The sequence below is a fragment of the Luteimonas sp. TWI382 genome (assembly GCF_039674545.1).
Lineage (GTDB): Bacteria > Pseudomonadota > Gammaproteobacteria > Xanthomonadales > Xanthomonadaceae > Luteimonas.
Genome location: NZ_JBDJNS010000027.1, coordinates 1 through 16103, shown reverse-complemented (window position 1 = coordinate 16103; position 16103 = coordinate 1). Strand labels below are relative to the sequence as shown.

The following is a 16103-nucleotide window of genomic DNA, read 5'->3' as shown; positions in this document are numbered from 1 at the left end:
CGGCATCGCCGGCCGCGCCCGACAGGCAACTAGCGCGCGGACCGCGCCCCGGTCCGCAGCCGGCGTGCCAGCGCGCCGAGCGCGGCGACCACCGTGGTCAACAGCACCATCGACAGGAACTGCGCGCGGGTGTCCGGGGATGCGATCAACAGCACGAAGATAAGCCCCAGGATCGCCAGCGCGGCCAGCGTCGGCACGGGGAACCCGCGCATCCGGTACGGCAGCGCCGTGCCTGCCCGATCCGCGCGGCGGCGCAGGATCAGCTGCGAGACCAGCGCGATCGTCCAGACCAGCAGACAGGTCGCGCCGACGATGTTGAGCAGCACCGGCAACACCCGCTGCGGGAACAGCAGTTCCAGGCCCGCTGCAAGGAAACCGAACGCGACGCTGGCCAGCACCGCGGCGACCGGCACCTGGCGGCGATCGCTGCGCCCGAGCACCGCCGGCGCCTCGCCGCGCCGGGCCAGCGACCAGATCATCCGCGACGCGCCGTAGAGGTTGGCGTTGAGCGCCGACAGCAGCGCGATCACCGCGACCAGGGTGATCGCGGCCGCTGCACCGGGAATGCGCGCCACCTGCAACACCGCCGCGAACGGCGAGGCCAGCGCTGGGCTGTCCCAGGGCACGACGGCGACGATCACCGCGATCGAGCCCAGGTAGAACACCAGGATGCGCCAGGCGACGGTGCGAATCGCACGCGCCAGGCTGCGCGCCGGATCGTCGGTCTCGGCAGCGGCGATGGCGACAATCTCGGTGCCGCCGAACGCGAACACCACGACCAGCAGCGCCGCGCCGACGCCCATCAGCCCGTTCGGCGCGAAGCCGCCATTGGCATGGAAATGCGCCAGCCCCGGCGATGCGACGTCCGGCAGCCAGCCCAGCAACAGCGCGACGCCAACCGCGATGAAGGCCAGGATCGCGACCACTTTCAGGATCGCGAACCAGAACTCGAACTCGCCGAAATTGCGCACCCCCAGCAGATTGATCGCGGTGAACACCGCCATGAACGTCAGCGCCAGTCCGGGCACTGAGAGGCCGGGCCACAGGGTCTTCAGCAGGCCGGCCGCGCCGACCGCCTCGGCGGCGATCACGATCACCACTTGCAGCCACCACAGCCACCCGACCGTCGCGCCCGCGGTGGCGCCCATCGCGTCCTCGGCGTAGACCGAGAACGCGCCGCTGGCCGGCTTGGCCACCGCCATCTCGCCCAACGCGTGCATCACCACGATCACCAGCGCGCCGGCGATCAGGTAGGACAGCAGCACCGCCGGACCGGCGGCCTGGATGCCGACCCCCGAGCCCAGGAACAGACCGGCGCCGATCGCGCTGCCCAGGCCCATCATCACCAGCTGGCGCGGCTTGAGCGCGTGCGCGGAGACCGCGACCGGGCGGGCGGCCTCGGGACGGGGCGTAGAGGTGGGCTGCATCGGGGCCGGCCTGGGTCGAAAGGCAGGCACGATACCCGATTCGCGTCGCCGTAACCGGCCCGCGCCCGGGCTCAGGCCAGCAGCGCCTCCAGCGCCGCCATGCGCACCGCGACGCCATTGCGCACCTGGCGCAGCACCCGCGATTGCGGGCCGTCGGCGACCTCGTCGGCGATCTCCACGCCGCGGTTCATCGGGCCGGGATGCAGCACGACCGCATCCCGCGCGGCCAGCCGCAACCGGCGCGCGTCGAGTCCGTAGTCGCGGTGATAGTCCTCCAGCGAGCCGACCAGGCCTTCCTCCATGCGCTCGCGCTGCAACCGCAGCATCATCACCGCGTCGACACCGTCGAGCGCGGCATCCAGATCGTGCGAGACCGCGCAGCCGGCCAGCGTGGTCTCGTCCGGCAGCAGCGCCGCCGGGCCGCACACGCGGATCTCGCCGGCGCCGAGCGTGCGCAGCGCCTGCAGGTCGCTGCGTGCGACCCGCGAGTGCTTCACATCGCCGACGATCGCCACGCGCAGACCCGAGAAATCCGTGCCCTTGGCCTGGCGCAAGGTCAGCATGTCGAGCAGGCCCTGCGTGGGATGCGCGCTGCGCCCGTCGCCGGCATTGAGCAGTGCGGTGTCCGGCGCGGCGGCCTGCGCCAGCGTGGCGACCGCACCATCGGCGCTGTGGCGCACGACGAAACCGCGCACGCCCATCGCCTCGATGTTGCGGAACGTGTCGAGCGCGGTCTCGCCCTTGGTCGTCGACGAGGTCGACGCGTCGAAGCCGAGCACGTCGGCGCCGAGGCGCTGGGTCGCGCGCTGGAAGCTCAGCCGGGTCCGCGTCGATGGCTCGAAGAACAGCGTGCAGACCGCGACGCCGGCCAAGCGCGCATTGCGCTCGTCCCCGTCGAGGATCGCCTGGGCGCGGTCGAGCAGCATCTCCAGGCTCGCACGCGGCAGGCCGTCGAGGGTCAGCAGATGGCGCAGGCGGCCGTCGGCGTCGAGTTGCGCGGAAGAAGCGGTCTGGGACATCGCGGTGGGCGGGCAGCGGCGGGAGCTCGATTGTCCCGCACCCGGTGCCCGCGCGGATAGCGCGCGTCGGTCAGCGCATCACCGGCGTGCCGGTGTCCGGCGCGGCGAGCCAGCGCTCGACGATGACCGCCGCGGCGACTGCGTCGAGTGTCGCCGCGTCGCGGCGGCGCCGGCGCCCCTCGGCCCGGTCGACAGCGAAGCGGCGGGCCGCCTCGATCGAACTCGCCCGCTCGTCGATCAGCACGACCGGCAGGCCGAAGCGGGCGACGAGTTCGCGCGCGAACGCATGCGCCCGGACCCGTGCGGGCTGGTCGCCGCCGTCCAGGGTCAGTGGGTCGCCGACGATCATGCCGTCGGGCCGCCAGTCCTTGTGCAGCCGCACGACCGCCGGCCAGTCGATCTGGCCGCCATGCACGTCAACCACCGCCAGCGCGCGCGCGCCGTGGCCGAACGCGCTGCCCACGGCCACGCCGATGCGCCGCGCCCCGACATCGAACCCGAGCACCGTGCCGTCGCGGCGGATCGCCGGGGCAGCGGATTCGGACCCGGCCTCGCTCACGCCCGTCCGCCGTGACTGACGACCAGGGTCATATCGACGCCGATCCGGCCGGCCGCCGCCTGCCAGCGCGCGTCGAGCGGGGTGTCGAACAGCAACGGGGCATCGGCGGGCACGGTCAGCCAGCTGTGCTGGGTCAGTTCCTGCTCGAGCTGGCCGGCGCCCCACCCGGCACAGCCGAGCGCGACGATCGCGTTGTCCGGCCCTTCGCCGGCCGCCATCGCTTCGAGCACATCGCGCGACGTGGTCACGCTCAGTCCCTCGGCGATCGCCAGGCTCGAGTCCCAGCGCGGGTCGCCGTCGTGCAGCACGAAGCCGCGCTCGGGATGCACCGGCCCACCGGCCAGTACACGGTGGTCGCGCAGGCGCTGGTCGATGAGCACGATGCCCATCTGCTCGAACACCTCGCCCAGGGTGTACTCCGAGGGCCGGTTGACGACCACACCCATCGCGCCATCGGCGTCATGCTGGCAGATCAGCGCGACCGAGCGCGCGAAGTCGGGATCCTGCAGCGCCGGCAGCGCGACCAGCAGGTGATTGGCGAAGAACGACATGGCGACATTCTAGCCGGCCGCCCCGCAGGCGACGCGTGCACGACCTGAAGGCCAGCATCGCGCAGGCGCGATCCACTGCCCACCCTCGCCGCCTGCCGCGCAAGCCCGCCCCCTGGCGGTCCGCATCGGCATCGCCGGCTGGCGTTAGTCGCCGGTCCGGGCCGGGCTGCACCCGACGCCGCGCCGTCACAGCCCGAACTGGATCTCCTGCGGCGTCGCCACCCGCACGCCGACCACCTCGACCTCGGCGCGCAGCGTGCGCCCGGCCAGCGGATTGTTGCCGTCTACCGTGATGCTGTCGGCATCGAGCGCGGTGACGGTGACGTCCAGCGGGCCCTTCTCGGTCTGCGCACGCAGCTTCTCGCCGACCGCCGGCACGGCGCTGCCGGTGAACACGCTGCGCGGCAGGCGCTGCACCAGGCCGTCGTGGCGCGGCCCGAAGCCGGCTTCGGGCGGAATCTCGACGGTGAACGTGTCCCCCGCGCTGTGCCCCTCGAGCGCCTCTTCCAGCCCACGGATGATCGCGCCGCTGCCGTGCATGTAGACCAGCGGATCATGGCCGCGGGTCGTGGCGATCTGCGCGCCGGAGGTGTCCGACAGCGTGAAGTGGACCGTGGCGACACGACGGTGTGCGATTTCCATCGGCAGTTCCTGCTGGGCGATGGCGCATGGTCGCGCGGCCCCCGTGAAGGGCGCAAGCCGGTGTCTGGTGTCTGGCGCCCGGCGCCGGGCCTGCCTATGCTGCGCGCATGAGCGGCTACTGCGACATCGCGCCCGGCCATCCGCTGCACGGGCCCTACCACGACACCGAGTACGGCTTTCCGCAGCGCGAGGAAGCGGTGCTGTTCGAGCGCCTGCTGCTGGAGATCAACCAGGCCGGGCTGAGCTGGGAGACAGTGCTGCGCAAGCGCGCGGGCTTTCGTGCCGCCTACGACGGCTTCGATGTCGATACTGTCGCCGGCTACGGCGAGGCCGACCGCGCGCGCCTGCTGGCCGACCCGGCGATCATCCGCAACCGGCTCAAGATCGACGCGGCGATCCACAACGCCCAGGTCGTACAGGGCCTGCGTGCAAGTCATGGCGGCTTCGCCGCGTGGCTGGACGCGCACGCCAACGAAGACGGCAGGCCGCGCGACAAGGCCTCGTGGGTGAAGCTGTTCAAGCGCACGTTCCGGTTCACCGGCGGGGAGATCACCGGCGAGTTCCTGATGAGCCTGGGCTATCTGCCCGGCGCACACCGCGCCGACTGCCCGGTCGCACGGACGCTCGCGCGCCGGACCGCGCGCTGACCGCCGGATCCGGCACCCCGAACGCATTCCGGCCGCTTGCGCGGCCGGAACGGTTGCCACAGGCGTGGGCGCAGGCTCAGCCCTTGACCGCGGCCTGGTAGCGGCGCTCGACTTCGTTCCAGTCGACGACGTTGTAGAACGCGGCGATGTAGTCCGGGCGACGGTTCTGATACTTGAGGTAGTAGGCGTGTTCCCAGACGTCCAGACCCAGGATCGGGGTGTTGCCCGAGCCAATGCCCTGCATCAGCGGATTGTCCTGGTTGGCGCTGCTCTCGACCTTCAGCGTGCCGGCCTTGTCGACCGACAGCCAGGCCCAGCCGCTGCCGAAGCGGCTGATCGCGGCCTTGGTGAAGGCCTCCTTGAACGCATCGAAACCGCCCAGGTCGCTGTCGATGTGCTTGGCCACATCGCCGACCGGCGCGCCGCCGCCCTTGGGCGACATCACCGTCCAGAACAGCGAGTGGTTGGCATGGCCGCCCGCGTTGTTGCGCAGCGGACCGCGCTTGTCCTCGGGCAGCTTGTCGAGGTTGGCCACCAGTTCCTCGACCGGGCGATCCGCCCACTCGGTGCCTTCGAGCGCGGCGTTGGCGTTGTTGATGTAGGTCTGGTGGTGCTTGGTGTGATGGATCTCCATCGTCTTGGCGTCGATGTGCGGCTCGAGCGCGTCGTAGGCGTAGCCAAGTTCGGGAAGGGTGTAGGCCATCAGCGGGACTCCTCTTAGATGAATGCGCCATTGTCCTCCGACGGAGGTCAAACTGGCGACAAGGCCCGGCTACGATACGCATAGCCGGTGCCAAATCGGAACAACGCAGCGTTTCGCGACGCGTGCCCGGCGCCCTCAGCGCAACTGCGCCTGGATGCGCTGTGCGCGCCGCGCCGGATCGGGATGGCTGGACAGCATGCCGGCCTTGGGGCCGCCGTCGTCGAGCTTCTGCAATGCGGTCACGGCCGCCTGCGGATTGAAGCCGCCGCGCTGCAACAGCCCCAGGCCGTAGCCGTCGGACTCGAGCTCGTTGGACTGCGAATGCTGCGCCTTGACCACGTCTTCGACCACGCCGCCCAGTTCGGACGCCGCCAGGCGGCCGGCTGCGTTGCCGGTACTCGCCACGCCCTTGCGCGCCGCCTGGGCGAGATAGGCGGTCCGGAACCGGGCCTTGCTGTGGCCGTGCTTGACGTGGCCGATCTCGTGCCCGATGACGAAGCGCAGTTCGTCGTCGTCCATCGCGTCCATCAGGCCGCTGAACACTCGGACCGAGCCGTCGGGCAAAGCGAAGGCGTTGATCTCGGGCGTGCGGTAGACCTTGAAGTTGAGATTCAGGCCGGCATCGTTCTCCCAACCGGAGACCAGACGCGCCAGCCGCTGCGCGTAGGGATCGCTGGCGGGCGCGACGAGGTTCTCGGCGTCGTAGGCGAGCGCGGCCTCGGCGCCGAGGGTGGCGATGTCCGCATCGCTGAGCGTCAGCCCTTTGACGACGTCGCTACCGACATCCAGCGCGGTCTGGGCCCGGCCGCCGCCTAACCCCTTGAGCCGGTCGAGCGCGCTCTGCGCGTGCGCGGCCGAGACCGCCGCGGCCAGCAGCGAGACAGCCAGGACGCAGCGGGGAACGAAGTGGTGCATGGTGCTTCCTTGTAATGGGATCGGATCGGCGACGCGCACCGGGCCCGTCGCCGCGCGCGGATTTTCAGCCGCACGCGCCTCGCCGATCAAGCGTCCGGCAGCCCGCTCTCAGCGGACCTCGGCGACTTCCACCCCGTCCAGGCCCTGGGCCAGCGTGCGCGCATCGCCCCCCTGCGCCAGCTTGATGCGCAGGCGCACCTCGTTGGTCGAATCGGCGTAGCGCAGCGCGTCCTCGTAGGAGATCTCGCCGGCCTGGTAGAGCTCGAACAACGACTGGTCGAAGGTCTTCATGCCCAGGTTGGTCGACTCTTTCATGATCTCCTTGAGCTTGGGAATCTCGCCTTCGCGGATGTAGTCCTGCACCAGCGGGGTTCCGAGCAGGATTTCCATCGCCGCGCGCCGGCCCTTGCCGTCGGGCGTGGGGATCAGCTGCTGGGCGATGACGCCCTTGAGGTTGAGCGACAGGTCCATCAGCAACTGACTGCGCCGGTCCTCGGGGAAGAAATTGATGACCCGGTCCATCGCCTGGTTGGCGTTGTTGGCGTGCAGCGTGCACAGCACCAAGTGGCCGGTCTCGGCGAACGCGATCGCGTGGTTCATGCCCTCGCGCGTGCGCACCTCGCCGATCATGATCACGTCCGGCGCCTGGCGCAGGGTGTTCTTGAGCGCGGCCTCCCAGCTGTCGGTGTCGATGCCGACCTCGCGCTGGGTGATGATGCAGCCGGCGTGCCGATGCACGAACTCGATCGGATCCTCGATCGTGATGATGTGGCCGGTCGAGTTCTGGTTGCGGTAGCCGATCATCGCCGCCAGCGATGTCGACTTGCCGGCACCGGTGCCGCCGACCATGATCACGATGCCGCGCTTGGTCATCGCCAGCGTCTTGACCACTGCCGGCAGGTTCAGTTCCTCGATCGTCGGGATGTGCGTCTCGATGCGCCGCAGCACCATGCCGACCTGGTTGCGCTGGTAGAAGCACGAGATGCGGAACCGCCCCACGCCGGAAACCCCGATCGCGAAGTTGCATTCGTGCGTGCGCTCGAACTCCTCGCGCTGCGGCGGCGTCATCACATTGAGCACCATGTCGCGCGCCTGCTGCGGCGTGAGCGGTGTCTGCGTGATCGGCGAGATCTTGCCGTGCACCTTCATCGACGGCGGCAGGCCGGCGGTGATGAACAGATCCGAGGCCCGCTGGTGGGCCATCAGCTTGAGGAACGAAGTGAAGTCGAGGCTGCTCATCAGTGCTCCTGCGGCGCCGTGATCGATCATGGGCAATTCGTGATTGGAACGAGCCGCCGCGCGTCGCCGTCACGGACCACTGTTCACCGACCCCCAAATCACGGGCTCACTCGAAAAGTCGCTTGTCCTTCGCATGTTCCTTGGCCTGGGCGCGTGCGACGACGCCACGCCTGACCAGGTCCTGGAGATGCTGGTCGAGGGTCATCATGCCCGACTGCTGGCCGGTCTGGATCGCCGAGTACATCTGCGCGACCTTGTCCTCGCGGATCAGGTTCCGGATCGCCGGAATGCCGACCATGATCTCCCAGGCCGCAGTGCGGCCGCCGCCGACCTTCTTGAGCAGCGCCTGGGAGATCACCGCGCGCAAGCTTTCCGACAGCATCGAGCGCACCATCGCCTTCTCCCCGGCCGGGAAGACATCGATGATGCGGTCGATGGTCTTGGCCGCCGAGCTGGTGTGCAGGGTGCCGAACACCAGGTGGCCGGTCTCGGCGGCGGTCAGTGCCAGGCGGATCGTCTCCAGGTCGCGCAACTCGCCGACCAGGATGTAGTCGGGGTCCTCGCGCAGCGCCGAGCGCAGCGCCTCCTTGAAGCCGTGGGTATCGCGGTGGACTTCGCGCTGGTTGACCAGGCACTTGTGCGAGGTGTGCACGAACTCGATCGGATCCTCGACCGACAGGATGTGCGCGTATTCGTTCTTGTTGATGTGGTCGAGCATCGCCGCCAGCGTGGTCGACTTGCCCGAGCCGGTCGGCCCGGTCACCAGGATCAGGCCCTGCGGCTGGTCGATGAGCTGGCGGAAGATCGGCGGGCAGTTGAGGTCGTCGAGGGTCAGCACCTCGGACGGAATCGTGCGGAACACCGCACCAGCGCCGCGGTTCTGGTTGAACGCGTTGACGCGGAAGCGCGCCAGGCCCGGGATCTCGAACGAGAAGTCGACCTCGAGGAACTCCTCGTAGTCGCGCCGCTGCTTGTCCGACATGATGTCGTAGATCAGCGCGTGCACCTGCTTGTGGTCGAGCGCGGGAATGTTGATGCGCCGCACGTCGCCGTCGACGCGGATCATCGGCGGCAGGCCGGCTGACAGGTGCAGGTCGGAGGCCTTGTTCTTGACCGAGAACGCCAGCAGTTCGGCGATGTCCATGGGGTTCCTCGTTGGTGGTCCGGCGACGGCGCAGGCCAGCGGCGGCTGGCGCCGCCCGGTGTCCGGCGGCAGTATAGACCCCGCCGTCGCAGCCCCGATGCGGCCGCGTCGCCGGACTGCGCGGCACGGCATCCGGGACGGCGCCCTTCCTGCCATTTCCCGGACTTCTCATGCCTCCAGCCTCCGTCTCCGACACCCACACCGCGACCGCCTTCGTGGGCGGCGGCAACATGGCGCGCAGCCTGATTGGCGGGCTGCTCGCGCGCGATGCCGACCCGCGCACGATCCGCGTCGCCGACCCGAACGCCGGTACCCGCGAGGCGCTCGCCCGCGACTTCGGCATCCTGACGTTCGAGACCGCCGCCGAAGCGGTCGCCGGCGCCGGGACCTGGGTGCTGGCGACCAAGCCGCAGGTGTTGCGCGAGGTCTGCGAGGCGCTCGCGCCGCGGGCCGCCGAAGCGCGTCCGCTGGTGCTGTCGATCGCGGCGGGCATCACCGCCGCACAGCTCGAGCGCTGGCTCGGCGGCGGGGTCGCGGTCGTGCGCACGATGCCCAACACCCCTGCCCTGCTCGGCGCCGGCGTGACCGGCCTGTTCGCCAACGCACAGGTCGATCCGGCCGGGCGCCAGCGCGCCGATGCCTTGCTGCGCAGCGCCGGACCCACGGTGTGGATCGAGGACGAAGCGCGCATGGACGCGGTCACCGCGGTCTCGGGCAGCGGCCCGGCCTACGTCTTTCTGCTCGCCGAAGCCATGGAAGCGGCAGCCGTCGCCCAGGGCCTGCCGCCGGCCGATGCGCGCACACTCGTGCTGCAGACGGTGCTCGGCGCGGCGCGCATGCTCACCGAGAGCGACGAGGCGCCCGCCGCGCTGCGCCAGCGGGTGACCTCGCCCGGCGGCACCACCCAGGCGGCAATCGAGGCCTTCGAGGCCGGCGGGCTGCGCGCATTGGTGGCCGAGGCGATCGCCAGCGCGGCGCGGCGCGGCGCCGAACTGTCGGCCGCCAATGACTGAACGCCGGCGACCGCTCGTGGCCATGCTGGCGCTGGCGCTCGCCGCCTGTGGTGCCGAGCCGTCGACGCCCCCGCCAGGCACCAACAGTGGCGGCAACACCCTCGCGATGCCCGAACGCGCCATGCTCGGCACGGCCGAGATCGAGGCCAGCGTCGTGCCGACTGCGCGTATCTCCGATGCCGCCGCGCGCCAGTACGGCATCGACCGCGGCGATGACCGCGTGCTCGTACTGGTCAGTGTGCGCGACGGCGATGCCGCGCCACGGGTGAGCGTGACCGGCCATGCGCGCGACCTGCGCGGTGTGCGTCAGTCGCTGGCGTTCGCACAGGTGACCGTCGATGGACAGGTCGAACATGTCGCCACGGCCCGCGCGTCCGGCCCCGACACCCTGCGGCTGGCGCTCGAGGTCGCGGGCGCCGACGGCGCCCGCACCGTGCTGCGTTTCAGCCGCGAGATCCCGCGCTGACCACGCGCAAGGGCCTCCAGGCGCCGCGGCCCGCCCGCGACGCCGTGCAGTGGCCTCAGTAGCCGACGCTGATGCGCTGGCGCGGATGCGCGGGACGTTCGATTTCGTCGGCGAACGCGATGGCGTAATCCTCCATCGAAATCGCGCTGCGGCCCTGGGCATCGACCGGCAGGCTGTCGCCGCCGACCCGGAACACGCCGGTGCGCTCGCCGGGCTCGAACACCGCCGCCGGCGACACGAAGGTCCAGTCGAGGTCGGCGACGTCGCGCAAGGCCTGCAGGAACGCACGGCCGGCGGCGGCCTCGGCACGGTAGGCCTCGGGGAACTCCGGGGTGTCGATCAATGCGACGCCCGGCGCGACCTCCAGGCTGCCCGCGCCGCCGACGACCAGCAGCCGCGACACGCCGGCCGCACGGACCGCGTCGACGACGACCTGCGCACTCGGTCCCCCGTCGAAGCGGGCGGCGCTGACCACGACATCGTGCCCGGCCAGCACCGGCGCGAGCGACGCGCTGCGCGAGGCATCGGCCGACTGCAGGCTCAGCCCCGCCTGCGGGGGAACATCGGCGGTGTTGCGGGCGATGCCGGTCACCCGGTGGCCACGCGCGAGCAGTTCGCGCGCCAGGCGCGACCCGACCCGACCGGTCACGCCGATAATGGCGATGCGTTGCATGGAGGGATTCTCGAAGCGGGGGGCCTGCATGCTAGTGCGCAGGCCGCCGCGGTGGGCCACCGGCAGCGCAAAGCAGCGTTCCGTTCCCGCACCGGCCGCGTCGGGCCGGCGAGCGCTCTAGGGATAGAGCATCCGCTTGCGGCAATTGCCAGCGGCGTCGCACTCATAGAGCCAGCGCTCGTGCAGGCGATAGTCGGCGCCGTACCAGAACTCCATGCGGTCGGGACGGACACGCAGGCCCGACCAGCGCGGCGGGCGCGGCACCTCGCGCCCCTCGAACTCGCCGGCGACATCGTCGAGCCGCTGCTCGAAGGTCGCGCGATCGTCGAGTTCTTCAGACTGCCGCGAAGCCCAGGCCCCGAGCTGGCTGCCGCGCGGCCGCGACGCGAAGTACGCGTCGGCCTCCTCGTCGCCGACGATCACCACCGGCCCCTCGATGCGGACCTGCACGCCGTGGCGCACGCGCGGCCAATGGAACAGCAACGCCGCCTGCGGGTTGTCCTGCAGCTCGCGGCCCTTGCGGCCGTCGAGATGGGTGTAGAACACGAAACCGCGCTCGTCCCAGGCTTTGAGCAGCACGACGCGCGCCGACGGGCGCCCGTCAAGGGCGGCGGTGGCGACGGTCATCGCGGTGCGGTCGGGCTCGCCGGCCGCGGCGGCCTCGTCGAACAGCACGGAAAACGTGGACAGGGCTTCGGTCAGCAAGGCGGCGCAGGGCGTGGTCATGTGCCGATCATCGCGCCGCCGCGTCGCGATGTCGAACGTCGGCGTGCAGTTGGCCACTGGCGGCCTCGACGCTCGGGTATCGTGACGCGATGGCCACCCCGCCCTCGCCCACGCAATGGCCCGACGCGCTCGTCGCGCGCGTGCTCGACGATGCCCTGCGGCACGACACGCGCGTGCTCGGCATCAGCGGCCTGCAAGGCACGGGCAAGTCGACGCTGGCCGCCCAACTCGCCGACGCCGGTCGGGCGCGCGGGCTCGCGATCGCGGTGCTCTCGCTCGACGACCTCTATCTCGACCGTGATGCCCGGCAGACCCTGGCCCGCACCGTGCATCCGCTGCTCGCCACCCGTGGCCCGCCAGGCACGCATGCGGTCGCACTGGGCTGCGCGCTGCTCGACACGCTGCGCGCCGGCGGCATCGCCCGGCTGCCACGCTTCGACAAGGGCTGCGACGACCGTCGGCCGCCGGCCGACGGGGCGAGCGCCGGACCGGTCGCATTGACCGTATTCGAGGGCTGGTGCCTGGGCGCGACGCCTGAACCTGCGGACGCGCTCGCCACGCCGATCAACGCGCTGGAGCGCGACGAAGATCCCGACGGCACGTGGCGCCGCTGGTGCAATACCGCGCTCGCCCGCGACTACCCCGCGCTGTGGCAGCGCATGGACCGGCTGCTGTTCCTGCAACCGCCCGGCTTCGAGGTGGTACCGAGCTGGCGCTGGCAGCAGGAACAGGCGCTGCGCCGCGCGACGCCCGACCGGGCCGGCATGGACCGCGCCCAGGTCGAACGCTTCGTGCAGCACTACGAGCGCGTCAGCCGGCGCCTGCTGCGCACGTTGCCGGACGCGGCCGATGTCGTGATCGCTCTGGACGCGCAGCGGCGCGTATGCCCGCCCGACTGATCGGCCCCGCGCCCGCAACGACGTGCGACCGGCACCGATGCGAGGCGCACCGCTGCTAGGATTCGGCCATGCATTCCGCCCCCAACCTCGTGCTCGTCGGTCCGATGGGTGCCGGCAAGTCGTCAATCGGCCGCCGTCTGGCGGCACGCTTCGGGCTGGCGTTCGTCGACGTCGACCACGAGGTCGAGGTCCGCACCGGCGCGACGATCGCCACGATCTTCGACTGCGAGGGCGAAGCGGGCTTCCGCGCGCGCGAACAGGCGACGCTGGCCGCGGTGCTCGAGGGCACGCGCCAGATCATCGCGACCGGCGGCGGCGCGGTGCTCGACGCCGAGAACCGGCGGTGCATGCGCGAGCGCGGCTTCGTGGTCCATATGCACGCCGATGTCGACACCCAGCTCGCCCGCCTGGCCCGCGACCGGGCACGGCCGCTGATCGCCGGTGACGATCGCAGCGACGTGCTGCATCGGCTGGCACAAGTGCGCGCACCGCTGTATGCGCAGGCGGCCCATCTGCGCTTCGATACCGGCGTCTACGGCTGCGCGGAAGCCGCGGTCGCGCTCGGCCATCTGGTCGAGACCCACTGGCGACCCGCCACATCCCCGACACCGGATCGGCCGGCCGCATGAGCGCCGCCGCGCCATCCCCACGTCCCCCGCCTGGCGTGCGCCACGTCGATGCCACGGGCCAGACCCCACGCGCAACCGAGTCATCCCCCATGCCCCCATCGCTTCGTGAAGTCGCCGTCGCCGGCGAACGCCCCTACGCCATCCACATCGGCCCTGCGCTGCTCGACGACGGCGCGCTGCTCGCCCGTCACGTGCGCGGCGGCGAGGCGATGCTGGTCAGTGATCGCCACGTCGCCCCGCTCTACGCCGACCGGGTCGCCGCCGCGCTGCAGGCCGCCCGCCCGGACCTGCGCGTGCATCGCCATGTCTTGCCGGCCGGCGAGTCGGCCAAGACCCTGGCCCATTTCACCCAGGTCATCGACGCGATGGCGCAGGCGCGGCTGCGCCGCGATGCGACCCTGTTCGCCCTGGGCGGCGGCGTGATCGGCGACCTGGCCGGCTTCGCCGCGGCGTGCTGGATGCGCGGTATCGACTGCGTGCAACTGCCGACCACGCTGCTGGCCATGGTCGATTCGTCGGTCGGCGGCAAGACCGCGGTCGACCTGCCGCAAGGCAAGAATCTGGTCGGCGCCTTCCATCCGCCGCGCGCAGTGATTGCCGATACCGGGGCGCTGCGCACCCTGCCTGCGCGCGAGTTGCGCGCCGGCCTGGCCGAAGTGGTCAAGTACGGCGCGATCGCCGATGCCCCCTTTCTCGACTGGCTCGATGCCCAAGCACCAGCGCTGCTGGCCATGGACGAGGCCGTGCTGAGCGAGGCGGTCGCGCGCAGTTGCGCGCACAAGGCCGCGATCGTCGCGCGCGATCCCTTCGAGCACGGCGAACGCGCGCTGCTCAACCTTGGCCACACCTTCGGCCACGCGATCGAGACCGAGCAGGGCTACGACGGACTCAACCACGGCGAGGCGGTCGCGGTCGGCATGGTGCTCGCCGCGCGCCTGTCCGAAGCGCTGGGTCTGGCGCCGGCCGACGACACCGCACGCCTTTCCGCGTTGCTGTCCCGCCTGGACCTGCCGGTCGCGCTGCCGGCAGGCCTCGATCCCGAACGGCTGCTGGCGCACATGCGGCTCGACAAGAAGGCCCAGGCCGGCGGCCTGCGTTTCATCGTCTGGTCCGGCGCCGGCCGCGCGCAGGTGCTGGCCGACGTGCCCGAAAGCGCAGTGATCGGCGTGCTGCGCACCGGCTGACGCCGTTGCGACACCGCGTTCCCCGCAACGCGGCCCGCGCCTTGCCTGCGCCCCGTACAATGCCGCCCATGCGACTGCTGCTGCAACAACCGGCCCAAGGCCACGAGGCCGCGCGTTTCGTCCAGCTGATGCTGCAGCCCGACCTGCTCGGCGGCTGGACGCTGGTGCGCGAGTCGGGGCAGATCGGCGGTCGCAGCCAGTTGCGCAGCCAGCAGTACGCCGACGAGCCCAGTGCGCTGGGCGCACTCCAACGTGCGCGCGACACCCAGCTGCGGCGCGGTTTCCACCTGGTCGGCACACACGCAACGACGGTGCCGCCCGCCCCCTGATGCCCGCGCGGCGCACGCCGACGCACCGAGTAAGGAAGAACGCCTTGTCCGCACCCCTGAAGAACGACCGCTTCCTGCGCGCACTGCGCCGCGAGCCCGTGGACCGCACGCCGGTCTGGCTGATGCGCCAGGCCGGGCGCTACCTGCCCGAGTACCGCGAGACCCGTCGCCAGGCAGGCAGCTTCCTGGGCATGGCCAAGCAGCCGGAGATCGCCTGCGAGGTCACGCTGCAGCCGTTGCGCCGCTTCCCGCTCGACGCGGCGATCCTGTTCTCCGACATCCTGACCATCCCCGATGCGATGGGCCTGGAGCTGTACTTCGTCGAAGGCGAAGGCCCCAAGTTCCGCCACCCGGTGCGCGACGCCGCAGCGATCGCCCGGCTCGGTGTGCCGGACATGGAGACCGAACTGCGCTACGTGATGGACGCGGTGCGGCTGATCCGTCGTGAGCTCGACGGTGCGGTGCCGCTGATCGGCTTCTCGGGCAGCCCGTGGACGCTGGCCTGCTACATGGTCGAGGGCGGTGGCAGCAAGGACTTCGCGCGCATCAAGGCGATGGCGCTCAACGACCCGCAGGCGCTGCACGCGCTGCTGTCGGTCAACACCGACGCGGTGATCGCCTACCTGGCCGCACAACGCGCCGCCGGTGCGCAGGCGCTGCAGGTGTTCGACACCTGGGGCGGCGTGCTGAGCCCGGCGATGTACCGCGAGTTCTCGCTGCCGTACCTGGCGCGCATCGCCAAGGAACTCGAGCGCGGCGACGGCGCCGACCGCGCACCGCTGATCCTGTTCGGCAAGGGCACCGCCGCCTATCTCGAGGACCTCGCACAGACCGGCGCCGACGGTGTCGGCGTGGACTGGCTGATCGAGCTTGGTGATGCCGCGCGCCGCACCGGCGGCCGTGTCGCCCTGCAGGGCAACCTCGACCCGGCGACGCTGTACGGCGCGCCCGATGCGATCCGCAGCGAAGTGCGGCGAGCGCTCGACAGCTACGCCGCCGGCAACCAGGGCTCGCGCGACGGCCACGTGTTCAACCTCGGCCACGGCATGTCACCGGACATGAACCCCGACCACGTCGCGGTGCTGGTCGACGAGGTGCACGCCTACAGCGCGCGCTGAGACCGGAGGCGCGCACCTTCTTTCAACGGGCGGCGCTGCATCCGTCCGAAGCTCGATCGCCAACGTCTAAGCCGAGGACTGACGGCCGGCGTCGGCGTCGAGCGCGCGACGGGCGAGCCCGCTCTGCGCGTCTGCTCGCAAAACCGGGGTCAGGGGGCCAAATAGCCCCCCGCAAAAGGACACAGACCCCCGGGGCCGCCCCGGTTTGGGAAGGCGGGCC

The 16103-nt window shown here is 71.2% G+C and carries 19 protein-coding genes; 8 read left to right on the top strand and 11 right to left on the bottom strand.

Annotation, left to right across the window (positions count from 1 at the left end; all coding sequences use genetic code 11):
- Positions 1–29 precede the first annotated feature (29 nt).
- The 5 genes from ABE505_RS14380 to ABE505_RS14360 all read right to left on the bottom strand — a co-directional run bounded on the left by ABE505_RS14380 (position 30) and on the right by ABE505_RS14360 (position 4198).
- Positions 30–1427: an amino acid permease gene (locus tag ABE505_RS14380; protein WP_346445188.1), complete on the bottom strand. Its 1398-nt coding sequence runs from the start codon at positions 1425–1427 to the stop codon at positions 30–32.
- A 71-nt stretch (positions 1428–1498) separates the two neighbouring features.
- The gene (locus ABE505_RS14375; protein WP_346445187.1) at positions 1499–2446 is read right to left on the bottom strand and encodes an aspartate carbamoyltransferase catalytic subunit; all 948 of its coding nucleotides are present in this window, start codon (positions 2444–2446) and stop codon (positions 1499–1501) included.
- 70 nt (positions 2447–2516) lie between these two features.
- The gene (ruvX, locus tag ABE505_RS14370; RefSeq protein WP_346445186.1) at positions 2517–3005 is read right to left on the bottom strand and encodes a Holliday junction resolvase RuvX; all 489 of its coding nucleotides are present in this window, start codon (positions 3003–3005) and stop codon (positions 2517–2519) included.
- Positions 3002–3556: a YqgE/AlgH family protein gene (locus ABE505_RS14365; RefSeq protein ID WP_346445185.1), complete on the bottom strand. Its 555-nt coding sequence runs from the start codon at positions 3554–3556 to the stop codon at positions 3002–3004. Before ABE505_RS14365 ends, ruvX begins: the two co-directional genes overlap by 4 nt.
- A 186-nt stretch (positions 3557–3742) precedes the next feature.
- The gene (locus tag ABE505_RS14360; protein ID WP_346445184.1) at positions 3743–4198 is read right to left on the bottom strand and encodes a peptidylprolyl isomerase; all 456 of its coding nucleotides are present in this window, start codon (positions 4196–4198) and stop codon (positions 3743–3745) included.
- 107 nt (positions 4199–4305) lie between these two features.
- On the opposite strand from ABE505_RS14360, the gene ABE505_RS14355 reads away from it, so the two are divergent.
- Positions 4306–4845: a DNA-3-methyladenine glycosylase I gene (locus tag ABE505_RS14355; RefSeq protein WP_346445183.1), complete on the top strand. Its 540-nt coding sequence runs from the start codon at positions 4306–4308 to the stop codon at positions 4843–4845.
- Between the two features lie 76 nt (positions 4846–4921).
- Here the strand turns inward: ABE505_RS14355 and ABE505_RS14350 are convergent, their stop codons facing one another.
- The 4 genes from ABE505_RS14350 to ABE505_RS14335 form a co-directional block, all read right to left on the bottom strand.
- Positions 4922–5548 (bottom strand): superoxide dismutase, encoded by a 627-nt coding sequence (locus tag ABE505_RS14350; protein ID WP_183427425.1) that lies wholly within the window; start codon positions 5546–5548, stop codon positions 4922–4924.
- A 135-nt stretch (positions 5549–5683) separates the two neighbouring features.
- Positions 5684–6463 carry a M48 family metallopeptidase gene (locus ABE505_RS14345; protein WP_346445182.1) on the bottom strand — a complete coding sequence of 260 codons (780 nt, stop codon included), beginning with the start codon at positions 6461–6463 and terminating at the stop codon, positions 5684–5686.
- Positions 6464–6571: 108 nt separating this feature from the next.
- Complete coding sequence (locus tag ABE505_RS14340) at positions 6572–7702, bottom strand: PilT/PilU family type 4a pilus ATPase (protein WP_346445181.1); 1131 nt, start codon at positions 7700–7702, stop codon at positions 6572–6574.
- A 106-nt stretch (positions 7703–7808) separates the two neighbouring features.
- On the bottom strand, positions 7809–8846 hold the full coding sequence (locus ABE505_RS14335) for a type IV pilus twitching motility protein PilT (protein WP_346445180.1): 1038 nt from the start codon (positions 8844–8846) through the stop codon (positions 7809–7811).
- Between the two features lie 170 nt (positions 8847–9016).
- Between ABE505_RS14335 and proC the strand changes: the two genes are divergently transcribed.
- Complete coding sequence (proC, locus tag ABE505_RS14330; RefSeq protein WP_346445179.1) at positions 9017–9859, top strand: pyrroline-5-carboxylate reductase; 843 nt, start codon at positions 9017–9019, stop codon at positions 9857–9859.
- A complete protein-coding gene (locus tag ABE505_RS14325; RefSeq protein ID WP_346445178.1) occupies positions 9852–10325 on the top strand; it encodes a DUF4426 domain-containing protein in 474 nt (157 codons plus the stop codon). The genes proC and ABE505_RS14325 overlap by 8 nt, the downstream gene beginning before the upstream one ends.
- Positions 10326–10380: 55 nt before the next feature.
- On the opposite strand, the gene ABE505_RS14320 is transcribed toward ABE505_RS14325, so the two are convergent.
- Both ABE505_RS14320 and pdxH read right to left on the bottom strand, forming a co-directional pair.
- Complete coding sequence (locus ABE505_RS14320) at positions 10381–10998, bottom strand: NAD(P)-dependent oxidoreductase (protein WP_346445177.1); 618 nt, start codon at positions 10996–10998, stop codon at positions 10381–10383.
- A 117-nt stretch (positions 10999–11115) separates the two neighbouring features.
- Positions 11116–11754: a pyridoxamine 5'-phosphate oxidase gene (gene pdxH / locus ABE505_RS14315; protein ID WP_346445221.1), complete on the bottom strand. Its 639-nt coding sequence runs from the start codon at positions 11752–11754 to the stop codon at positions 11116–11118.
- 59 nt (positions 11755–11813) lie between these two features.
- On the opposite strand from pdxH, the gene ABE505_RS14310 reads away from it, so the two are divergent.
- The 5 genes from ABE505_RS14310 (at position 11814) to hemE (ending at position 15883) form a co-directional block, all read left to right on the top strand.
- Positions 11814–12623 (top strand): kinase, encoded by an 810-nt coding sequence (locus ABE505_RS14310; RefSeq protein ID WP_346445176.1) that lies wholly within the window; start codon positions 11814–11816, stop codon positions 12621–12623.
- A 68-nt stretch (positions 12624–12691) separates the two neighbouring features.
- Entirely contained in the window at positions 12692–13252 is a 561-nt protein-coding gene (locus ABE505_RS14305; protein ID WP_346445175.1) for a shikimate kinase, read from the top strand.
- 89 nt (positions 13253–13341) lie between these two features.
- On the top strand, positions 13342–14436 hold the full coding sequence (gene aroB / locus ABE505_RS14300; protein WP_346445174.1) for a 3-dehydroquinate synthase: 1095 nt from the start codon (positions 13342–13344) through the stop codon (positions 14434–14436).
- A 68-nt stretch (positions 14437–14504) separates the two neighbouring features.
- A complete protein-coding gene (locus ABE505_RS14295; RefSeq protein WP_346445173.1) occupies positions 14505–14765 on the top strand; it encodes a WGR domain-containing protein in 261 nt (86 codons plus the stop codon).
- A gap of 44 nt (positions 14766–14809) precedes the next feature.
- The gene (hemE, locus tag ABE505_RS14290; RefSeq protein ID WP_346445172.1) at positions 14810–15883 is read left to right on the top strand and encodes a uroporphyrinogen decarboxylase; all 1074 of its coding nucleotides are present in this window, start codon (positions 14810–14812) and stop codon (positions 15881–15883) included.
- Positions 15884–16103: the final 220 nt, after the last annotated feature.

Bases quoted from the DNA above. Each gene is read 5' to 3' on its own strand.
- ABE505_RS14380 (WP_346445188.1), bottom strand. From the start codon at position 1,427: ATGCAGCCCACCTCTACGCCCCGTCCCGAGGCCGCCCGCCCGGTCGCG.
- ABE505_RS14375 (WP_346445187.1), bottom strand. From the start codon at position 2,446: ATGTCCCAGACCGCTTCTTCCGCGCAACTCGACGCCGACGGCCGCCTG.
- ABE505_RS14365 (WP_346445185.1), bottom strand. From the start codon at position 3,556: ATGTCGTTCTTCGCCAATCACCTGCTGGTCGCGCTGCCGGCGCTGCAG.
- ABE505_RS14360 (WP_346445184.1), bottom strand. From the start codon at position 4,198: ATGGAAATCGCACACCGTCGTGTCGCCACGGTCCACTTCACGCTGTCG.
- ABE505_RS14355 (WP_346445183.1), top strand. From the start codon at position 4,306: ATGAGCGGCTACTGCGACATCGCGCCCGGCCATCCGCTGCACGGGCCC.
- ABE505_RS14350 (WP_183427425.1), bottom strand. From the start codon at position 5,548: ATGGCCTACACCCTTCCCGAACTTGGCTACGCCTACGACGCGCTCGAG.
- ABE505_RS14345 (WP_346445182.1), bottom strand. From the start codon at position 6,463: ATGCACCACTTCGTTCCCCGCTGCGTCCTGGCTGTCTCGCTGCTGGCC.
- ABE505_RS14340 (WP_346445181.1), bottom strand. From the start codon at position 7,702: ATGAGCAGCCTCGACTTCACTTCGTTCCTCAAGCTGATGGCCCACCAG.
- ABE505_RS14335 (WP_346445180.1), bottom strand. From the start codon at position 8,846: ATGGACATCGCCGAACTGCTGGCGTTCTCGGTCAAGAACAAGGCCTCC.
- proC (WP_346445179.1), top strand. From the start codon at position 9,017: ATGCCTCCAGCCTCCGTCTCCGACACCCACACCGCGACCGCCTTCGTG.
- ABE505_RS14325 (WP_346445178.1), top strand. From the start codon at position 9,852: ATGACTGAACGCCGGCGACCGCTCGTGGCCATGCTGGCGCTGGCGCTC.
- ABE505_RS14320 (WP_346445177.1), bottom strand. From the start codon at position 10,998: ATGCAACGCATCGCCATTATCGGCGTGACCGGTCGGGTCGGGTCGCGC.
- ABE505_RS14310 (WP_346445176.1), top strand. From the start codon at position 11,814: ATGGCCACCCCGCCCTCGCCCACGCAATGGCCCGACGCGCTCGTCGCG.
- ABE505_RS14305 (WP_346445175.1), top strand. From the start codon at position 12,692: ATGCATTCCGCCCCCAACCTCGTGCTCGTCGGTCCGATGGGTGCCGGC.
- aroB (WP_346445174.1), top strand. From the start codon at position 13,342: ATGCCCCCATCGCTTCGTGAAGTCGCCGTCGCCGGCGAACGCCCCTAC.
- ABE505_RS14295 (WP_346445173.1), top strand. From the start codon at position 14,505: ATGCGACTGCTGCTGCAACAACCGGCCCAAGGCCACGAGGCCGCGCGT.